The following is a 20,922-nucleotide window of genomic DNA, read 5'->3' as shown; positions in this document are numbered from 1 at the left end:
CTAAAAGTTCAAGGGCGGGTCCGGCGGACCTGCCCTTTTCTTTTGCAGTCAGAATGGGATAGGAACGCGTATGCGCCGCTTCTCCCAATTCACCTGTATCGACTGGTCAGGCGCAAAGACCGAACGCCCTAACGGCATAGCCGTGGCAACTATCAACCGGGATGGTCCGCCAAAGCTTATCTCCCCAGAACCACGATGGTCGCGCGAAGACATACGCAATTGGTTGTTTCATGCAGCAAAGACCGAGCAGGATATGTTGATAGGTTTTGACCTGTCCATGTCTCTGCCGTTTCACGACATCGGATGCTATTTCCCGCAATGGGAAGACAGTCCGTCTCGTGCCATCGATTTGTGGCACTTGGTTGACCAATCTTCCAATGACGATCCCCACCTGAACATCCTCTCCTTTTTAGAGCATCCGCAGGCTGCACGTCATTTTCGTCACAGTCGTGACCATGTCGGCGACCTTTTCACAGGAGGGACCGGACGGCTGCGTGTGGTAGAACAATATCAACGCGAAACAGGACAAGCCAATAGCGCCAGTTGCTTCAACCTGGTCGGCGCCGCACAGGTTGGTAAATCAAGCCTGACAGGTATGCGGATGTTGCACCAATTAGACGGCGCGATTCCCATCTGGCCCTTTGATCCAATTCCAGAAACCGGTCCTCTGATCATAGAAATCTACACTACCATCGCCGCTCTGGCGGCTGGATTGCCGAAAGGAAAAAGTAAGATTCGCGACCGTGTTGGCTTAGAGGCGGCTCTGCAGGTATTGGGGGCTCCCTCGCCCGGTCCTTTATCGCAATATGACGACCACAGCACAGACGCATTGATTACAGCCGCCTGGATGAAGAACGCAAGTCGTGACAAACGCTTGTGGCACCCCACCAAGCTCACAAATGAAATAGCGCAAAAAGAGGGCTGGACCTTTGGTGTTTTTTGAAGCAAAGAGCGCTCGTTCTTGACTGAGTCATTAAACCAGCGCCGAATTAGCTCAGCTGGTAGAGCAACCGCCTTGTAAGCGGTAGGTCATCCGTTCGAGTCGGATATTCGGCACCATTTTTGCGGACCAAAGTTCGTCCAGGGGACGAACGCACGCAAAAATCCCGCAGCGCAAGCAAGGGTGGCTGCAAATAACAGTAACGGCCGCCACAGCCTCACGAGCTACCCAATCCAGAACCTCAAAATCCTTCGACAGATTGAGGATAGTCCCCTGCCCAACCCCTACCAAAAAGCCCCGCCGGTCTCCCGGCAGGGCCCATTTTCCCACGTGACGATCTCTTTAGAACTTGATGCCAGCTCCGATGCCATAGCGGCGAGGATCCAGCGTGAAGATATTCGTGAACAGACCCGAAGATGCATCGGTCAAATACTGACCCGTGATCGAGTTGCTGTTGAAGATATTCTGAACAAAGGCCCGGACGAACCACTTGTCATCATTGCCGTTCAATTGCAGCGATGCATTGGCCTGCGTAAAGCCCTCAATCTTGTTCACATTACCATTGAAGATACTGCCCGTCTGATCACCCGTATAGGCAATGTCAACGCGCGGTACGAGCGTCCAGCCACTGTCAAAGTTATGCGTATATTGCACACCGGCAGACACCTTCACGTTCGGAGCCTGCGGCAAATCATTACCACGCAAGTTGACTTGAACACCTGGGCTAAGCACTTGAATGCCGGCTGGATCAAAACCAGCGCCTATGGCTGCTGCCTGCGCCTCAAGCGCAGAACATATTCCAAATGCGCCAGTTGAGGCGATATTGCCATCGGCTGGGAAAGCAGTGGTAGGTTGCAGCCCAAGTCCACCGTTAATCGCGTTAACAAAGGCATTTGTGCCGGCCGCATTGCCTGCAGTACCTGGAACTACGGCACAGTTGGCGCCATTGGTAATGTCTTTGATGATCACTGCATCCGCGCGTCCGCCACCTGGATCACGTGGATTGCTGAAGAACTGGTCACCCTTAACTTTGGATTTCAGATAACTGAAGCCCATATTGATCAACCAGTCCGGATCAGGACGGACGATCGCTTCGATCTCCGCACCATAGATATCCGCATCGACAGTGTCGTTGACGGCCGTTCGCGCGATAATCCGACTAAGCTGCAAGTCTTTGTATTTATAGTAGAAAGCCGTTGCATTAAGTTGAAATGCGCCGCCCGCAAAAGTGTTTTTCGAACCGATTTCGAAGGCATCAATTTGCTCTGATCCAAAGGATTCAGGTACTGCAAAAATCGGTTGCAGTGGCGGGTTGATACCACCAGACTTGTAGCCACGCGAGTAGGATAGATAGATCAAGTTGTCAGGTGTGAACTGCCAATCCAGAACAGCCCGTCCGGTGATCTCATCAAAAGCAACGTTGCGTTGTTGGACGATCTGATTACCAGGTGTACCTGGGTCAGCATCAAACAGACCGACAAATGGAGATTCAAAGGCATCCGCTGTTTGTCCGAATGGGACCAGGAAGCTCGCCAGTGTTGAGCGCGCCTCAACAAATTTCTTATCATTATTGTAGCGCAAACCACCCGTGAACTTCAATTCATCACTGATATCAAAATAGACTTCACCGAAAATACCATAGGATTCCAGCTCAAATTCCCGCGTATTGTTTCGGAAATATGGTGTTGCCAAAAATCCGCCATTAGCTGCACCCAATACGCCAACGATATAATCGATCGCGAAGGCGTTCACATAATAGCTATTTTGACCCAGATTATTTTCGGCATAGATACCACCAAGAAGGAAGTTAAATGGCCCATCGAAGTCACTCGAAACAATGCCTTCTATCGACCAACTGGTGTTGTCCTGATTAGAACGATCCAATGAAATCGGCGTATCAGCACAAATCCGGTTTCCACCATAAGATCCCAAACCGATTGTGTCGGTATCAGATGTGCAGAGTTGGCCGGCGGGTCCATTTGGGATGATCGCAGCAGCAACAGGAGCGAAAGTAGGCACCGCTGAGATCGTATTCAATGCCGTCACATAAGTATCACGGCCGAGGATCGACAGGTTGTAATCTTGTCGCGAATCAACAGCCGTTTCCTGATATAGACCAGTTACCGATACTTGGATCGGTCCAAAGTCATGCTCAATGTGCGCCTGCAACTGAAGTTCATCAGTAAAGTACTCTGGCGTAAAATCGGTTCGAACTTCCCGAACATTATCAGGCTCGTCAAAATTCGCATGCCCGTCTGGACCATATAGACTGTTCAAACCAAGGCTAGGTGCCAATCCCGCAAGAGGTGTTCCTGCAAAAGTAATCGCAAAAAATTCGCTCGATCCCAATACACCGGTAAAGTTGGCATTGGTGTTGTTCTTGTCGAAATCCAAGCGGTTGTTCAAACAGCCCAGAACGCCAGTTGGATCCCGTTGACAAAGCTGCTTCTGAATACGCAGACGATCATCATCCTCGCGGAAATAATAAGCCATGAGGTCAACAGTGGTATCAGGTGTTGGTTCCCATTTAATTGAACCGCGAACCGCATACATGTCGCGGCCGTCGATCCGTGAATCGTCAAACAGGTTCTTGGTATAGCCATCACGGTTTTGGTAAAAACCAGCCGCACGGAAAGCGAGACTGTCACCAATAGGCACGTTGACCATGGCTTTGACTTGATAGGATTCAAAGTTACCAAATTGGCCTTCTACCGAACCCTTAAACTCACCCAGTTCCGGCTTAGCAGTCACCACATTGACCACACCCGAAGTAGCATTACGGCCGAAGAGAGTGCCCTGAGGGCCACGCAGAACTTCGACTCGTTCCAGATCAAAATATTCGGTTTCAAACAAGCGCGTATTGAACAACGGGGCATCGTTCAAGTGAATGGCGGTTGCAGAATCGCAAGTCACGCCAACGCAAAGGTCGCCAATCCCACGGATAGTGAAGCTCGACGCGGTAAAGTTGCTTTTGGTGAAAGAGACGTTGGGTAGCGTGAGTTGCAAATCTGAGGCATTCTCAATCTGCTGTGCTTCCAAGGCTTGCGCGTCAAAAGCCGAAACGGCAATCGGCACTTCCTGAAGGCTTTGTGCCTGACGCTGCGCAGTCACGATGATGACGTTATCATCAACATCGTCTTCAACCTGTGCCCATGCTGGTGAAGCCACAGCAGATATAGCTGTGGCGGCTAATAGTAGCGATTTACGCATCTTTCTCTCCCAATCCCGAACTATTCTTCTGGAGAGTGTAGCTTTTGCTCATCCCCCCAGATGCCCTGATCTTCAACTAATCGATCGATTAAGTCCAGATGGAAATTAAAAAAATGCACCAGTGCGTTACATTTTTGCACCTTTGTTACTGAAATCGATTGGAAACAAACATTAAAAAAGCCCTGCCAGTTTCCTGACAGGGCTCAATTTTAAGACGAACTAAGCTTCGTTTAGAACTTGAAGCGAACGACACCGCCATATGTGCGTGGTGCGCTGGGGTAACCGGAAACCGTCCCCGATTGCGCAACACCGTCGAATACAGTCGCAATATATCGGTCGTCGAGTAGGTTACGGCCATAGATGCCAACTTCAAGACCATTTTCGAGTGCAAGCGTCATCGACGCATTCACGAGATTAACTTCGCGACGGAAGATCTCGGTATTGCCAACGTTGGTGTTGAATTCTGGCAGTCCGTTATTGATGTCAGTATTGCTCTCGTGGTTGAAATCCACGCGCGTGATAAGACGATTGCCCGACGCGCCGAATTCATGCGTGTAAGTCGCAGAAGTCGCAATGCTCCATGCCGGAATCCCACCTGGACGCTCACCGGTAAGATCGCCAAGAACGCTGCCTGGAAAATCATCGAAAACCGGATCAAGATGAGTCGCCGCGAACGTGAAGACCAGTCCGTCGGTTGGTTGGATGTTCACATCCAGCTCAAAACCTTGGACTGATTGCTCACCTGCATTACGCAGTGCAAAACCTGTTCCGGTGAAAGCAAAGCTCTGGAAACCTTCAATCGTCTGGTCAAACAATGCCAGATTGATGCCAAGTCCAGGCCATTGTGCCTTCAAACCAATTTCATAGACTTCCGCTTCCTCTGGCCCAGCAAAGCGCGAACCTGTAACCAAATTGGGCACGGCGAGACCAGCATCCAGAATTGGCGATGAGGGAGCGGCAAAGGTTGATCCACCGGGCCCGGCGATAAAGTCCGTATTCGAAGGACGGCTATCTCGTGACAGGTTGATCGAGCTCGCCTTGAAGCCGGTTGCATAGCTCGCATAGACGTTCACTTCAGGTGATATCTCATAAGAAGCGCGCAACAAATAGGTGAACTTGTCGTCGTTTGTCTTGCCATCTTCAACAGCGTTTGGAATGGTCAAAAATGGTGGTTGGAACTGGAAGCCTGCAAGAGGAAGCAGCATGTTTACATTTGGATCGGTGGCCGCTGCGAGCAGAGCTGCTTGGTTAGCAGCCGGTAGTGCCTGAAATTGGTCACGTGTTGTGACCGCACCGCCAGTTGCCCCCGTAATGAAAGCATCAACCAGATTGACTTGACCGAGCGGGTCGAAAGACTGCTGCGCTAGCGCAAAGTCTTTTGAGTCATCTGTATAGTTGAATCCGCCAGTGAACACGAGCCCGTCAATCGGTTCGAAATCAACCGTACCGAAGATCGACCAAGATGTGTTGTCCATGCTGAACTGTTCAGAAGTTAGAAGAGGCGTATTGAAGATGCTTTCTTGTGGCAAGCCGAGGCCAGCTTCTACTCCGTTGAACACGGATGGCAGGCCAGCCAGCACATCGGCTGGATTGCCGCCAGCGAGAATTTCAAACACGTCACGAATATCGCTGCCGTTTTGAATCGCACTGTCTTGCGAGATGGACTCATCAAAATAGTAACCACCAAGCAGGAAGTTGATCGGACCGTCGAAATCGGAAGTAATCCGGATTTCCTGAGTGAAGGTTTCGACATCCTGATCACGCGTTTCGGTCGCGAGCGAAGCACTGGTGTAATCAATATCTGACAGGAAGAAGTTCTTCAGTTCACGATAAGATGTGATCGACGTAACTGAGATCGGGCCAGTGTCCCAATCGACTTGTATCGAACCGCCGTAATTGTCGACTTCGTTGGTTGGAACAAAGTTTAGAAACGCTTCGTCACTAAAGAAATCTGTGTTTAGCTGTCCGCCCACGGCGTTGATCGCGCCGGTAACTGGCCCAGAAACAACCGTGGCCACCTGACAGCAAACCTCGTCGATACGCGAGTAATCTGCAATTGCGCGAATACGCAAATCCGGAGTTGCCTCAATCAACAATTGTCCACGTGCAGACCAACGGTTGCGATCATTCTGCTCTTCATCAAGATTAACGATGGTGGAGTATCCGTCACGGCGGTTGTAGCTGCCGTCAACAGAAAATGCGATATTCTCTGTAATCGGACCGGTAATGTCACCTTTGATTACGACCGAATTGAAGTTACCGTAGCTGGCCTCGACTGCACCGCCGAATTCAAATTGTGGTTCACGAGTGATAACTGAAATAACACCAGCGGATGCGTTTTTACCGAAAAGCGTTGATTGTGGGCCATTCAGAACTTCAATGCGTTGGACGTTTGGAAGATCTGACAAAGCAGCAGCGGAGCGTGAACGGAATACACCGTCGATAAAGACACCAACGGATGGTTCAATGCCGAAGTTATTGTCGCCATTACCGAAACCACGAATGATGAAAGTCGATGCTGAAGAGGTCTGGAGCTGGCTGACCCGCAGCGAAGGAGTCACCGTCTGAAGATCAAGAACGTCACGGATCTGTGCAGCCTCAAGTGTTTCACCAGTTGTCACTGAAACCGAAATTGGAATTTCTTGCAGCGTCTGTTCCCGCTTGGTGGCGGTCACAATGATGACATTATCTTCAACGCTGTCTTCATCCTGTACGTTCTGGGCATATGCAGGCACAGTTGAAATCAAGCCGCCCAATGCGGTGGCGGTCAAAAACTTAGAGATTTTCATATTTACTCCTGAAAACTTTTAGTGTGGAAATCCGGTTATCCAGATCTACCCTCCAACTATTGCCCGCATTGATAGAAACGATCGCATTAGTCCACAGCAACTCATGCTTTACAGTAGAGTAACTATTATTATTGCCACAGAAACGGCCAAAGCGTTGCAACCAGGCAACAGATGTGTCGAGAATGTCGAAAATGGTGCCCCTGGCCCGACTCGAACGGGCACTCCTTGCGGAACTGCATTTTGAGTGCAGCGCGTCTACCAATTCCACCACAGGGGCTAATCAGCAATGCCGTAGACTGGCTTTTGCAAAATCGACGCCCTGTTAGCGGAGACAATTTGCGCTGGCAACCACCTTTATGCAGTCTGATTGTTTAGAATAGATTTGTATCAACCATCGTTTGCACAATCCACAATGGAAAGGCGGAAACGGCCATAAAACTGCCTAAAGGCAGTGCTGTATTCGGGGTTACCTCCTGCCCCCGCATATGCATTGTCATGGCCGCCAGCAATCCCACAAGACCTGCACCCAGCAAAACGAAAGGTAGTGCAGACCAACCAAGCCAGCATCCAATTGCACCCAATAGCTTGGGGTCACCGCCCCCAAGCCCCTCCTTGTTGCGCAATTTTCGATAAATCAAACGCACCAAAAGAAGCGTCCCAAAGCCGATAATGCCACCAATCAGGCGGTTCAAGAAATCGGATTCATTGCCTAGAAATGATGCTGTCAATCCGCTGAGTGCCAGCAATATCGTGAGCCGGTCAGGCAACCAATGATGCTGAGCATCAAGAGCCGCCAAGGTCAGCAACAACCAGCCAAAAATAGCTCCAAACAGCCCGCCCAACCCAGGATCAACGTACAACGCCAAACCTCCAATCAAACCGGCACACAGTTCAATCACAAGATGATCAGATTTTATCGGAGCACCGCAGGATGCACATTTTCCTCGCCGCACGACATAGCTGAAAACCGGGATCAGATCGATTGCACTAATGGTCTGTTCGCATTGGTCACAGCGTGAACGTCCTGCTATGACGGACTGTCCTTGTGGCCACCTGATGACTATAGTCGCCAGAAAACTGCCAATTATCAAACCAACCAAGGTTCCAGCTATTGGAATGGCAAATACTGGCACTGTCGGCTCCGATAAATCGCGGGATGCACGATTGGCATGGCAGAGCCGGTAGTTCAATGCTGCGATTGAAAAACCGCTGCTTCGCTCCTATGTGGTGACCAATTCGAATCTGCCGTAACAGCGGCGATCATCTTTTGAAAGGTAGCCTACATGTCTCAAGTCGATCCGGTTGTCATTTTGTCCTACGCCCGCACACCTATGGGCGGCATGCAAGGCGTGTTGAGTGATGTAGCTGCCCCGGATCTGGGAGCGGTTGCCGTTCGGGCTGCGGTCGAACGCGCTGGCATTAATGGCGCGGATGTAGAGCGCATTTACATGGGTAATGTTTTATCCGCAGGCCAAGGCCAGGCTCCGGCTCGCCAAGCAGCCATCCTGGGCGGACTACCGGAATCGGTAGAAGCCACGACTGTCAACAAAATGTGTGGGTCCGGTATGCAGACTGCCATCATGGGCGCTGAGGCACTGGCGGCAGGATCAGTGGACATTATCGTTACCGGCGGAATGGAAAGCATGACCAATGCCCCTTATCTTTTACCGAAAATGCGCGGCGGTGCGCGATTGGGCCATGCGCAGGCAATGGATCATATGTTCCTTGATGGATTGGAGGATGCTTATGACAAGGGCCGAGCAATGGGCAGTTTTGCCGAGGAAACAGCCGGCGAATATCAGCTAACCCGCGAGGCTCAGGATGAATATGCGATTGAATCGCTTGCCCGTGCCAAGACTGCTGTCGAGGGCGATGCTTTTGACGATGAAGTGGTTGCCGTCGAGGTAAAGACCCGCAAAGGCAGCGTGACGGTTGATAAAGACGAGCAGCCGCTCAAAGGTAATCCCGACAAAATTCCGCAACTGCGCCCGGCATTTGCAAAAGACGGCACGATCACGGCGGCAAACGCATCATCCATATCTGACGGTGCTGCGGCAATGGTATTGGCGCGGGCAAGTGTTGCCGAAGCCAAAGGCCTGAAACCCGTTGCAAATATTGTCGCCCATGCCGCTCATGCGCATGCTCCAGCCAAGTTTACCACGGCTCCGGTTTCGGCGATCCAAAAGGTTCTTGAAAAGGCTGGATGGGACGTCGCGGATGTCGACCTGTGGGAAGTAAATGAAGCCTTTGCCTGCGTCGCCATGTTCGCCATGCAAGATATCGGCATCTCGCGCGACAAATTGAATGTAAATGGCGGAGCCACGGCGCTTGGCCATCCCATTGGTGCCAGCGGTGCACGGATCATGGTCACGCTCATCGCTGCGTTAAAGAAACAAGGGCTTAAGAAAGGCGTTGCTGCTCTGTGCATCGGCGGTGGCGAAGCAACAGCGGTAGCGGTTGAACTTGCTGACTAAGCGCCTTCGAACTTCAAAACAAAAGGGGCGGGAAGCAATGCTATCCCGCCCCTTTTATTTGTGTCCGCTATGTTGATTAGGCGAAGCTTACCGTCTGCCGGTTCTTCTTGCGGCGCAATGCACCACCAACAGCACCGAAACCAAAGATCATGAAAGCCCAAGTTGCAGGCTCCGGCACAGCCGCCAGATTGAAGTTCACATCCCAATGCCGTGGCCGCTCACCATTTTCGCCCTCAACAAGCAACCAAGATGATCCGCCAAAAGCGCTATTTTTGGCGTTAGCACCAATACCATATTGGAAAGCATGACCGCCTGCGAAAGGATTGGAACGCAGCATATAGGAATAGCCGTCTATGGAAATGGTTCCGCTAGCCGTCGTGAAAAAGTCGACATCCTGTGTGTCCGTTACCGGATCATAAGCCAATCCGCCTTCCTTTTTATAAGTAAAGGCTGAGCCTAGCGTTGTTTCCAGAAAGCCGCCCAGTCTCAGGTCGATATTGGCGACGTTGTTAGAACCGTTGATTGCGGTTCCAACGAGCGAACCCGTACCGGTGTCCGTATCAACAGTGAATATGGTGCCGGGCTGGAAAGCATAAAAGCGATCGGCGCCGACATTCGTGTTATTCGTCCACAGACCATGTTTGTTCGCGCCAGCGGTATAGTTGCTCGCATTGAAAATCAGCACTTCAGCCGATACCGAAGTCGCTGACAGTGCAGATGCTGCAACGGCCATGGCCGACATCATCAATAGTTTTTTACTCTTCTTCATATTTGCCCCCAAAAATTCACGCAGATCCAATAATGATACAGCTTTTGCTGCTACCATCGCCAACATCCGAAGAATGCTTGGATCGGGTCCGTATGTTACGCGGCTTTCGCCCATTAACTCGATAAGAGATTCTCATCTTCGACCCATTGCAATATTAAGACAAATTTAACCTTTAGCGCAAATGCCAAGGGGCAGATTTTAGACAATTTTACCGAAATTGACGCAGCGATAGCCTGAGAAAGCTCAACTATTATTTTGTTACGGTGAGAAATGTTTCACTATGGGACGGTTGTTGTTAACCATCAGCCATGACCACTCATGTAAGCGAATTAATGAAAAAAGCCGGTTTTGGTTATTTCAGAGGTTCATCGCCCCAGATGATATCTCGATCGACATAACCACGGCGCCCCGTCACATCGAGCAAACACCAACCATTTTCGCATTGGGTGATTTTCCCGACCACGCCTGGCTCGACCCGCCAAATGACTTTGGCGTCGGCTTGCGGATGAGAACGCAATGGTTGCGCCTCGCCCTTTTCGCCCAGCACAATCGCAGTCTGTTTAGCACTTAACAAACGTGCGTGCATCCAACCTTGCGCACCATCAGGATCTTCCACTTTCCGCCACGCTTTGTAGCGTGCAAGAATTTTAATGGGGAGACGTTCACGTCGGTAAATCCACATGGTTGGATATTCTGTGCTTGGTCCCGTGCGCATCCGCGCCTCGGGCTCATCAATAGATGCCCAATAGGGTGGCTCCTGCTGTGCTTGCGCTGGCGATGCCGAAATAACGCCAACGGTCAAGAGGCTAGAAACCGATAATATTTTCACTACAGACTTACGCATATTTCGATATTTATTCATTCCCCCAAGCAGACATAGCCATAACCATAAAGCTAGCGGCGCATCAAGCGTCACCTGCTTGACCTCATGTAAAATTCAGGCATAGCAAGTGTCCTATGGTCGATATGGAAAAATCTGAGCAACCGCGTCGCGAAAAGCCTCGCGTCATCGTGACCCGCGAACTCGCCGATGCTATTCATGACCGGATGGGCGAGCTGTTTGACGTTGTACCCAATCTGACTGATCGTGCATTTACGCGCGATGATTTGATTGCCGCTATGGCCGACTGTGATGTGCTGGTGCCAACCGTTACAGATAATATTGATGCAGAAATGATCGCTGGTGCACCAGATCGCTTGAAACTGATCGCAAGTTTTGGCGCTGGCGTTGACCATATCGATCTGGCTGCTGCACGAGCGCGCCAAATATTGGTGACCAACACACCAGGTGTTTTTACCGAAGATACAGCTGACATGACCATGGCGCTGATATTGTCCGTTCCACGCCGACTGGCCGAAGGTGAGAAACTGATGCGCTCCGGTTTGTGGGAGGGCTGGAAACCTTCCGGCATGCTTGGACATTGCATAGGCGGCAAAAAGCTTGGGATTGTCGGCATGGGCCGCATCGGCCAAGCGGTGGCCCGCCGCGCATCCGGATTTGGACTGTCAATCGTCTATCATAACCGGCGGCAATTACCGCCTGCGGTCGAAGAATCCTTGAACGCGAGCTACATTGCCGATCTGGATGAGCTGATTCAGACGTGTGACATCATTTCGATCCACTGCCCTCATACGCCGGAAACACATGAACTTATCAACGCCGACCGGATCGCCAGGATGAAGCCTTCAACCTATCTGATCAACACGGCGCGCGGTGAACTGATTGACGAAAATGCAATGATCGAGGCACTGCAGCAAGAAAAGATCAGCGGCGCCGGACTTGACGTTTATACCCACGAACCTGCTGTTGATGAACGGCTCTTGAAGCTCAAAAACGTTGTACTGCTCCCTCATATGGGGAGCGCTACATTCGAAGGACGCGAAGCATCAGGCGAGCGTGTCATTGCCAATATCCGCGTATGGGCCGACGGGCACAGACCGCCAGACCAAGTGCTGGAAGGTTGGGTCTAATATTTCAATCCGAGATTGTTCATCAAAATTTGCCTGCCTTGGCTGTTGAGTCCATTTCTCCTCTAGACTAAAAAACTCCCAAAATATGATTCGCTAACGCGGATTTGCGTAACAAAATGTTGCTTTCAGGGGATTTCATGAAACATCTTAGTAAACTTGCCATTGGTGGCATGGTCGCCGCTTTGGCATCGGCTCCGGTATTCGCACAGGATGTCATCGATCCTGCTGCCGACGTTGCCAATACGGGCGACACGGCTTGGGTGCTGACCGCAACCGCACTTGTGCTCATGATGACCCTTCCCGGTCTTGCTCTGTTCTACGGCGGCCTGGTCCGGTCCAAGAACTTTCTCTCGGTTCTTATACAGTGCATGGCCATTGCTGGCATTACATCGGTTCTTTGGGTCGTGGTCGGATACACACTGGCCTTTGGACAAGTAACCAACGGTGTTCTGGGCAACGGTATCAACTGGATGTTTGGCAACCTTGGTAATGTACGCGAAGGCACTGCCATCCCGGAATCTGCCTTCGCCATGTTTCAGATGACTTTCGCCGTTATCACCCCTGCCCTGATGGTCGGCGCATGGGTCGATAGGGCGCGCTTTGGTTGGGTTGTCGCGTTCTGTTCGCTTTGGCTTCTCGTCGTCTATGCGCCTGTCACGCATTGGGTCTGGGGCGGCGGCTGGCTCTCTGGTCTTGGTGTACTGGATTTTGCCGGCGGGATTGTGGTCCATACGACCGCTGGTATATCAGCTTTGGTTGTTGCTATCATGATGGGCAAACGCATTGGCTGGCCAAAAACACTCATGCTCCCCCATAGCCCTGCCCTCACTGTCGCAGGTGCCGGTTTGCTCTGGGTTGGCTGGTTCGGGTTCAACGGTGGTTCTGCTCTCACCGCAACCGATGACGCGTCATCCGCTATTATCAACACGCATGTCGCGGCTTCCACGGCTGCGCTGGTATGGATATTGATTGAGCGGATCAAGGTGGGCAAATCAACCGCGGTGGGCGTTGCAACCGGCGCAATTGCCGGCCTGGCCACCATCACGCCAGCGGCGGGATTTGTTGGCCCCGGAGCGTCAATCATTATTGGTGCAGCGGCCGGATTGGTCTGTTTCTTCGCCGTCGGCCTCGTCAAAAATGGCTTTAAAATTGACGATAGCCTTGACGTTTTCGCCGTGCACGGCGTGGGCGGGATACTGGGCTCTCTGCTGCTTGCTTTGTTCATTAGTGAAAGCTTCGGCGGCACAGGCTATGCAGAAGGCATGGCCTTTGGCAGCCAGTTTGTCGCGCAACTCATTGGCGTCGGCGTCGTTGCAATATGGTCGGCCATAGCAACGGCCATTCTGGGTTACGGCATCAGCTTCATTCTACCGATGCGAGTGAATGAGGACGATGAGCGCGATGGTTTGGATATTGCCAGCCATGGCGAAAGAGCATGGGATCTGGATTGATCCTATAAGTGCGTAGGGCCACGTTTGGCCACGCGCGGATGCACTTTATCAGAAGTTAAAAAACTCGGGCCGGAGCACTGATCCGGCTCGAGCAAAGAGAAGATCGATTTGTACCAGATGATTGCGTGGACGGCTGAAACCCGACACCTCGGTTGGAAAAAACCCACGGTCGGCCATGAATGTGACTACTTCGGGTAAAAGCGGCGCGCCTTCATTATATTGCAGCATGGCGGTTTCCAGTTGAATCAGACCGGTTCGTTCCAGCAATTTATTCGCACCTTGCAAAACCTGTAATTCGGCCCCCTGTACATCGATTTTCAGAAATACGTCGTTAGTCGGCTCTAGATGCTCGTCAACGACATCGTCCAAGGTTCGGGTTTTCAGTTTCAATTCGTTGCGCGGCGCATCGCTGGCTTCCGGCAGAAAGGATGACCCAGTGCCCATTTCATAAAATGTGACCTCTTGCCCTGCCGTCGCGCCCAATACCGCTGACTCGCATTTGACATGAGGCAGGTCACGGATCACCTCATCCAATCCTGCCCGCAATGCCGGTTGTGCTTCCACCATCAGCATAGGCATTTTGCCGAATGTGCGATGGGCCAGACGGGTCCAGTCCCCTTTATAGGCACCAACATCGACTATTGCCTGAGGTTTGAAGCCATTTTCAACCAACCGATTATAGGTGATTTCTTCGGAAGCGCGCGCAACCATATCGGCCACATGTCTTTGAAGTGCTGGCGATCCTTTACGAAACAGACGACCAATGATGCGCTGAGATAATGATGGCGATGACATGAAATGGCTATTGCCAGAAAAAAATAGGCTGTCAAACAAACGACATTTTCGTAACCATCTTCGTTAGCCAGTAGGATCAATATCCTGCACTATTTGGTGGCAAAGGCCTTCCACCCGACATAGGCGAGAAATGGGAGGCCGACGGCATCGGTAATAGCGATTGTGCGTAAGCTAGTGGGTTGATTGTAAATCCCATAAATCGCCAGAAAACTGATCATTGAAAGAGCCGTCACGACAAATGCGAGTTTGCGTACGTCGGCGTCAAAAGCAGCCCATGTACAGGCGATAACAATCATACCAAACAGAGCAGCACGATGCTGTAACAAAGCAAAGTTCACATCATCTGCAGATACGCCATATAACCGCGTAATCAGCGATGGAATGAAGAAAGCGGCAAATGGCGGCAAGTGGACAACCAGACCCAATATGAGCCAGCAAATTCGTTCCCCCATGTCTCCATCCTCTGATAGCTACAAATTTAAATGCAGAAACTGATTAAACTCGCTGGCGGTATAATCACCAAAGGCTGCTCCATTTTCGAATCCTTGCTTACGATACAGATGAAGAGCTGGTTCGAATTCATTCCCTGACCCGGTTTCAAGACTCAACCGTTTGTATCCGCGCTGTTTTGCTTCCTCAATTATGTGGTTGAGAATTGACAAACCCACACCTTTCCTGAGGTGCCGGGAATCTGTCCGCATGGATTTAATTTCACCAGCCGTTCCGGACAGCTCTTTCAGTGCACCGATTCCCATAAGCTGATCACCATCCCATGCACTCCACACGGATATTTCGGGTGCCTTTAGACCGGACAAGTCAAGGGCATAGACACTGCCAGGCGGGGAGTTTCCTTGCATGCCCGAAAGATGGACGGCAAGTAACGATTGAACCGCCTGCCCCTTTAGGTCATCCAATCGAATTTCCATCGACCTTGTCCTTTCCTACATTCGCAGACGTTGATATAGGATAGTGCATGTTCTTGGACAATTTAAATCAAATTTATCTGTCTATTATATCGCAAATCTCACAATTATTATTGCAGCCTGCTCATAGCGTAAGCATGTGTGATTTGTGTGAACTTTGAAGGCCGAGCAAAAGTTCTCGAACTTAGGAAGCCAGCGTCAACGTCCGCAAAACTTCGGTGTCGAGTGCATCGGCAAAGCGGCAGCCTGCCTGCTTTGTTTTCTGCCATACCAGCGTAGCGTTGACCGGAGCATGTTTATCGACGGTGACGGTTACTTTTTCCCCTTCTTTGAACACGGCATCGGCTTCGAAGCGGCATCCGTAGATGGAGATATCAAGCAGAGTAGCGACAATCGACATATTGCCTTTGCGTTTCAACGATGCGCTGGAAATGAAAACCTCATGGCGTGCGACCGCCCTCCGGTTCAAAGCTGCCGGCTCCACTTTGCGGTATCTTGTCGACTTCAGCGCCATCTCTACCCTCCTGCGCGTATCCACGTGTAAACGCAAAAGAGTAACAATAAAGTTAACGGCCCTAAACCATGGCTAGTCGCCGGTCAGAATGCGATCGACCAGTTGTTTGACGGTTGGAACAAAGCCATTGGAATAGAAGGGATCCTTGCCAAAATTATAGGCACCGTGTCCTGCAAACATCAAATGTTCTTCTACCGGTGATCCGTGCACAATTTCCTGCAAGGACTTCTGAATGCAGAAGCTGCGCGGGTCTGCGAGTCTTCCGGTGCTGAAATTGTCATGATCTTTCCAGGAGGAGAATCCACAATGTGACAGACATCCCATACAGTCAGCCTGATCTTTGCGGATCATTTTCGCTTCTTCCGGCGTGGTAAAGACAATCGTATTATCCGGTGTCTTGAGAGCCATGGTAAAGCCCAGTCCATCCCATTCCCGCGCCCTGAGCAAGTCATTGCGCGTGACCCAGAAATTCTTGCCCTTCACACCAACATCCAATTGATGCGTATGCTCGCCCGCTTTTTCGGTTGAATAAGGAATTTGGCGCTCAGACCGCGCTTCGAGACTGCGCAAAAACTCATTGCGTACCGCCGATGAATAAAAGCCGGTTGGCGAAAATTTGTGCAGCAACACATCGCCTTCCTTGATCTTTATCAGTTCATTCTTCCAGCTATCAGGAATCGGGCTTTCCTTGGTCAGCAAGGGTCGTGTACCGAATTGAAAAGCAATCTGCCCCAGTTCATCATTGTCGATCCAGTCATTCCAGTCTTTTAACGCCCAAACGCCGCCTGCCATGATGATCGGAACACTGTCAGCAATCCCCTCTCCTCGCATTGTTTCGCGCAAGGCTTTTACGCGCGGATAAGGGTCTTCTGGTTTACGGGGATCTTCCGCGTTGCTGAGCCCGTTATGGCCGCCTGCCAGCCAGGGGTCTTCATACACAACGGCAGCCATGAGGTCGGATACCTTGTGATAAGCTCTCTTCCACAAAGCCCGAAAAGCACGGGCCGAACTGATGATCGGTAGATAGTTTACGCCATATTGTTGGGCAATTTCCGAGAGTTTGTAAGGCATGCCCGCACCACAAGTGACACCAGCAACCATGCCCTTGGTTTGCTCCAACACACCATGCAGCACTTGCTGCGCTCCGCCCATTTCCCAAAGGACGTTGATGTTAATTGCGCCTTTCCCGTTGGACATTTCAAATGCTTTAGTCACCTGCGCAACTGCGCCATCGATCGCATATTTTATCAGTTCTTCATGCCGAGCACCGCGGGTCTTTCCGTGATATATCTGAGGAATGACATTACCATCCGCATCATAGCTGTCGGCATTGACCGCTGACACAGTGCCGATGCCGCCAGCGGCAGCCCAAGCACCGGAGCTTGCATGATTGGTCGCTGCGACCCCTTTGCCACCCTCAATTAACGGCCACACTTCGCGACCATTATACTGGATAGGCTTGACCCCTTTAAACACTATACTCTCCTATATGCCCAATGCGTGCCTTATAGACAGCGCACGACAAAATTGTTCGAAAAAATTGGCAATTGCCCAAACTATTTTTAATCGCAAAACCCTATTTGAATTTTGGACGCCCTAACGCGTGTCCATAAAGCAAGGCATAGCGTGCCAACATCTTGCTTTCATTATATTCTGCCTGCGCCTTCATCCGGTTTTGCTGGCCGATATCCTGGCGCAACTGTTCATGCTGAACCAATGTTGTCAACGCTTCTACGAAGGCAGATTCATCAGCAGCAGGCTTAACAAACCCCTGATTGGCCTGACATACCATAGATTTGATATCTCCGACATCCGTTGCGACAACAGGACAACCTGCCGCCATTGCTTCGATCAAGGATATCGGAAATTGCTCACTGTCGGAGGACAGTGCAAAAATGTCGAAAAGCCCTACATAACGGGCGGGTTCCGGGAGAAAACCTGGCATCAAAAGACGATCTGTTATTCCGCAACGTTCAGCTTCCGCCAATATCGCTGCCTTTTCACTGCCCTCGCCAACGATCACAAGCCGCACATTATCACCCGCTGCTGCACAGGCCCGCACCAATCGAGGAAGATTTTTGATGGTGCGCAAGCCGGCAACCGTTCCTACCACAATCTCATCTTTGCCCTTTTTAAAGCCGGACAAGGCACCGCGCTGCGGTTTCTTTTCGAAACGCTTCACATCAATGCCATTGGGGATGCGATGAATCTTCTCGGCTGGTTGCTTCCAGACCGATTTGGCGATGTTTTCCAATCTTTCCGATGGCACAACCAATGCTTGGCTGCTGCCCAGTGCGAAGGTTCTGAAAAGGTTACGTTTCCAGCTTAGCTTCTTGCGCTCATCCTCATTAAATCCATCTTCATGATGAATTAGTGGCGGCAGACCTTCCACACGAGAGAAAAGAGTCCTTGCCATCACACCGTCCATCGATCCCCAATTATAGGACAGGATCAAGTCGAAATTTCTGAAATAAGCAACCAGCTCACGATAACGCTTTAACGATGGCTTCCCCGCCAAAGCTGGAGCGCCGTTGGGAAACTGCACCTTTATCTTGGGATCAACAGCTTCGCGCGCTGATAGATTATCGGGTTCAGCGGACAATATCGTGTGCTCTGCTTGCGCGCCGAAATGGTTCATCAAACGAACGGCTCGTGCTTCTTTACCGCCAAGGTTGAACGTGCTGTGTAGGTGAAGGATTTTGGAAGATTTCATCGGTGTCGTTGAAAATTTCAATTGTTGGAAAATCAATCGACTCGTTGGAGCAATGCAGCAATGGCGTCAAGCGATCTTGGCTCTTCCAAACTGGGAGCATGCCCAACGCGCGCTACAGTAACCAGCTCTCCATTTTCCAAGATATTCATCATCTTTTTGGCCGTCGCATCGCTAAATAAATCGGATCGTTCGCCTCGCAAAACAAGCGTGGGCAGTTTTTTAAGGGACTCAAGCATCCGCCACATCGCATCACTGCCGCCGCCCTTTCTTTCAAACGGTTCCGATATTTTCATATCATAGTCCAGCTTGATCCGGCCGGAACTGTTCATCCGGTAGAGTTTTTTGGCAAAGCCTATCCAGTCTTTCAAACTATAGTCCGGATATATATTGGCGCTGGATTCGGCGAGATCACGGGCGGCATGTGCCCATGTATCGAAACTACGCCCCAGACCGACATTTTCTCCTATCCGATCCAAGCCGCGCTGGTCGATTTCGGGACCAATGTCATTCAATAGTGCTCCAGCAACGCGCTCCGGATGCTTATGAGCCATTATCATTGTAACAATGCCGCCCAATGATGTTCCGAAGAAGATCGCCTTGGGCAAATCTATCTCATCCATCAGCTTCACAATGTCCTCAACGTAGGACTTGGCATTATAAGTCGCACTATCCTTGGCATATTCACTCTCCCCGCGTCCGCGAAGATTGACCATGATGATGCGCCGTTCGCCATTTAGCCACTGGCCGAGATGTTCAAAATCGCGGACATTTCTAGTCAGGCCAGGCACACAGATTATCGGCGTCTTGCCGCTGGCTGAAGGATAGTCCCGATAGTGCAATTTCAAGCCATCATCTGATTGCCAATATCGATCCTCGTGAGCTATTCGGTCCGTCATATTTGTTTTTCTCCCCCATGCGGCTTGCCGCATCCCCGATTAATCACCACTATCATTAAATGCCATATAAACCGCAAGCTGAACCCGCCAAGTCATCCTATCGAGCGGATGTCAAAATAACCGATCTCGGTGACAAGATTGGTGATCCGGTCGGTGCCGCGCACTTTCCCGAACATATCTTGCGCTTTCGCAACAATCGCTGGGATCAAACCATAGGCTTGGCAGATTTGAATGACGCTGAATGGATTGAACATTTTGGTCGCTTTGAACCGTTGCCGGACAATCTGAACCCGCCGCTTGCCCTGCGCTATCATGGCCATCAGTTTCGCAATTACAATCCGGATATTGGTGACGGCCGCGGATTTCTTTTTGCGCAAATGCGTGATCACGAAGATCGACTGATGGATCTCGCAACCAAAGGGTCTGGTACGACGCCTTGGAGCCGTTCGGGTGATGGAAAGCTGACCTTAAAAGGCGGCGTTCGAGAAATTTTGGCCACTGAGATGCTGGAAGCGCTGGGCGTCGATACATCTAAGACATTTTCACTGATCGAAACCGGTGAAGAGCTCGAGCGCGGTGATGAGCCGTCTCCCACACGCTCAGCGGTAATGACGCGGCTGAGCCATAGTCATATCCGCTTCGGAACCTTTCAACGCATTGCTGCGGAACAAAACGAAAAGTTGATGCATGACTTAGCGGAATATTGCCTGAACCATTTTTATGGCGGGGTAAAGACGGACGATCCTGCCACCGAATTATTCGGCAATGTAGCGGCAAAGTCCGCGCAATTGGCCGCAAGCTATATGACGGCGGGATTTGTTCATGGCGTTCTCAACACCGACAATAACAATATCACCGGTGAAAGTTTTGATTATGGCCCCTGGCGGTTCACACCCTATTGGGAACCCGGTTTCACGGCGGCCTATTTCGATCATCAGGGTCTTTATTGTTTTGCCCGGCAACCGGAAGCTTTGCACTGGAACCTGGCCCAGTTAGCCAGCGCATTGCGGTTGATTTGTGAAAGTGATCCACTTGTCGCCACCCTGGAAGGCTTTCCGCGCGCTTATGGAGAGGCTTTCACCGAACATTTCTGTTGGCGATTAGGGGTAGAGTCCGAAGGTTTTGAGATCGACAAACCGCTTGTCGTTGCCGCAGAGCAGGCATTGAGCACAAAGTTGGTGACAATAGACCGTTTCTTTTTCGACTGGGGTCAGTACACGCTTCCTGACAAAAAACGCTACGAAGCCGAAGAGTTCGAGATCTTCAAGGAAGAAGTAGCCAAGCGCACACGCATCAGGCCATCGGATCATGATTATTGGCAATCAGATGAACCCTGCTCCATGCACATCGAAGAGGTTGAGAATATTTGGGACGCCATTGCGAAAGATAATGATTGGCAACCGTTAACCAAAAAGGTTGAGGCAATAAGAAATATGGGCGAGGCACTTAGAGGCTTGTAACCTCTTGTAACGCGATT

17 protein-coding genes and 2 tRNA genes are annotated in these 20,922 nt (G+C 50.9%); 6 read left to right on the top strand and 13 right to left on the bottom strand.

What is annotated here, in order from left to right; genetic code table 11:
• Window positions 1-70: 70 nt before the first annotated feature.
• Window positions 71-943 carry a hypothetical protein gene (locus tag BS29_RS07370; RefSeq protein ID WP_229956550.1) on the top strand — a complete coding sequence of 291 codons (873 nt, stop codon included), beginning with the start codon at window positions 71-73 and terminating at the stop codon, window positions 941-943.
• Window positions 944-983: 40 nt separating this feature from the next.
• Window positions 984-1,059, top strand: a tRNA-Thr gene (locus tag BS29_RS07365).
• Window positions 1,060-1,282: 223 nt separating this feature from the next.
• Here the strand turns inward: BS29_RS07365 and BS29_RS07360 are convergent.
• The 4 genes from BS29_RS07360 to BS29_RS07345 all read right to left on the bottom strand — a co-directional run bounded on the left by BS29_RS07360 (window position 1,283) and on the right by BS29_RS07345 (window position 8,129).
• Entirely contained in the window at window positions 1,283-4,150 is a 2,868-nt protein-coding gene (locus tag BS29_RS07360; RefSeq protein ID WP_229956549.1) for a TonB-dependent receptor, read from the bottom strand.
• A gap of 230 nt (window positions 4,151-4,380) precedes the next feature.
• Entirely contained in the window at window positions 4,381-6,939 is a 2,559-nt protein-coding gene (locus BS29_RS07355; RefSeq protein ID WP_229956548.1) for a TonB-dependent receptor, read from the bottom strand.
• Between the two features lie 192 nt (window positions 6,940-7,131).
• Window positions 7,132-7,216: transfer RNA gene (locus BS29_RS07350), tRNA-Leu, on the bottom strand.
• Window positions 7,217-7,310: 94 nt separating this feature from the next.
• On the bottom strand, window positions 7,311-8,129 hold the full coding sequence (locus BS29_RS07345; RefSeq protein WP_229956547.1) for a prepilin peptidase: 819 nt from the start codon (window positions 8,127-8,129) through the stop codon (window positions 7,311-7,313).
• 93 nt (window positions 8,130-8,222) lie between these two features.
• On the opposite strand from BS29_RS07345, the gene BS29_RS07340 reads away from it, so the two are divergent.
• Window positions 8,223-9,413, top strand: a complete 1,191-nt coding sequence (locus BS29_RS07340; RefSeq protein ID WP_229956546.1) for an acetyl-CoA C-acyltransferase — start codon at window positions 8,223-8,225, stop codon at window positions 9,411-9,413.
• 76 nt (window positions 9,414-9,489) lie between these two features.
• Here the strand turns inward: BS29_RS07340 and BS29_RS07335 are convergent, their stop codons facing one another.
• Together BS29_RS07335 and BS29_RS07330 are read right to left on the bottom strand one after the other, a co-directional pair.
• The gene (locus BS29_RS07335; RefSeq protein ID WP_229956545.1) at window positions 9,490-10,182 is read right to left on the bottom strand and encodes a PEPxxWA-CTERM sorting domain-containing protein; all 693 of its coding nucleotides are present in this window, start codon (window positions 10,180-10,182) and stop codon (window positions 9,490-9,492) included.
• Window positions 10,183-10,534: 352 nt separating this feature from the next.
• Entirely contained in the window at window positions 10,535-11,044 is a 510-nt protein-coding gene (locus BS29_RS07330; protein WP_229956544.1) for an SH3 domain-containing protein, read from the bottom strand.
• Window positions 11,045-11,139: 95 nt separating this feature from the next.
• On the opposite strand from BS29_RS07330, the gene BS29_RS07325 reads away from it, so the two are divergent.
• Both BS29_RS07325 and BS29_RS07320 read left to right on the top strand, forming a co-directional pair.
• A complete protein-coding gene (locus BS29_RS07325) occupies window positions 11,140-12,153 on the top strand; it encodes a 2-hydroxyacid dehydrogenase (RefSeq protein ID WP_407673763.1) in 1,014 nt (337 codons plus the stop codon).
• Between the two features lie 137 nt (window positions 12,154-12,290).
• Window positions 12,291-13,604 carry an ammonium transporter gene (locus BS29_RS07320; RefSeq protein WP_229956543.1) on the top strand — a complete coding sequence of 438 codons (1,314 nt, stop codon included), beginning with the start codon at window positions 12,291-12,293 and terminating at the stop codon, window positions 13,602-13,604.
• Window positions 13,605-13,652: 48 nt separating this feature from the next.
• Here BS29_RS07320 and BS29_RS07315 read toward each other — a convergent pair whose 3' ends face one another.
• From BS29_RS07315 to BS29_RS07285, 7 genes are all read right to left on the bottom strand, one after another.
• Window positions 13,653-14,399, bottom strand: a complete 747-nt coding sequence (locus BS29_RS07315) for an FkbM family methyltransferase (protein WP_229956542.1) — start codon at window positions 14,397-14,399, stop codon at window positions 13,653-13,655.
• A gap of 89 nt (window positions 14,400-14,488) precedes the next feature.
• Window positions 14,489-14,851 carry a hypothetical protein gene (locus BS29_RS07310; RefSeq protein WP_229956541.1) on the bottom strand — a complete coding sequence of 121 codons (363 nt, stop codon included), beginning with the start codon at window positions 14,849-14,851 and terminating at the stop codon, window positions 14,489-14,491.
• A gap of 18 nt (window positions 14,852-14,869) precedes the next feature.
• Window positions 14,870-15,325: a GNAT family N-acetyltransferase gene (locus BS29_RS07305; RefSeq protein ID WP_229956540.1), complete on the bottom strand. Its 456-nt coding sequence runs from the start codon at window positions 15,323-15,325 to the stop codon at window positions 14,870-14,872.
• Between the two features lie 181 nt (window positions 15,326-15,506).
• Window positions 15,507-15,836: a PilZ domain-containing protein gene (locus tag BS29_RS07300; protein ID WP_229956539.1), complete on the bottom strand. Its 330-nt coding sequence runs from the start codon at window positions 15,834-15,836 to the stop codon at window positions 15,507-15,509.
• A gap of 72 nt (window positions 15,837-15,908) precedes the next feature.
• Window positions 15,909-17,312 (bottom strand): NAD(P)H-dependent flavin oxidoreductase, encoded by a 1,404-nt coding sequence (locus BS29_RS07295; RefSeq protein WP_229956538.1) that lies wholly within the window; start codon window positions 17,310-17,312, stop codon window positions 15,909-15,911.
• Between the two features lie 100 nt (window positions 17,313-17,412).
• Window positions 17,413-18,549 (bottom strand): glycosyltransferase family 4 protein, encoded by a 1,137-nt coding sequence (locus tag BS29_RS07290; RefSeq protein WP_229956537.1) that lies wholly within the window; start codon window positions 18,547-18,549, stop codon window positions 17,413-17,415.
• Window positions 18,550-18,581: 32 nt separating this feature from the next.
• A complete protein-coding gene (locus BS29_RS07285) occupies window positions 18,582-19,445 on the bottom strand; it encodes an alpha/beta fold hydrolase (protein ID WP_229956536.1) in 864 nt (287 codons plus the stop codon).
• 59 nt (window positions 19,446-19,504) lie between these two features.
• On the opposite strand from BS29_RS07285, the gene BS29_RS07280 reads away from it, so the two are divergent.
• Window positions 19,505-20,905 carry a protein adenylyltransferase SelO family protein gene (locus BS29_RS07280; RefSeq protein WP_229956535.1) on the top strand — a complete coding sequence of 467 codons (1,401 nt, stop codon included), beginning with the start codon at window positions 19,505-19,507 and terminating at the stop codon, window positions 20,903-20,905.
• Window positions 20,906-20,922 lie beyond the last annotated feature (17 nt).

Origin of the sequence: Parasphingorhabdus litoris DSM 22379, from assembly GCF_020906275.1 — a bacterium.
In the GTDB taxonomy this organism is placed as follows: domain Bacteria; phylum Pseudomonadota; class Alphaproteobacteria; order Sphingomonadales; family Sphingomonadaceae; genus Parasphingorhabdus; species Parasphingorhabdus litoris.
This window is presented reverse-complemented; position numbering and strand designations above follow the sequence as displayed.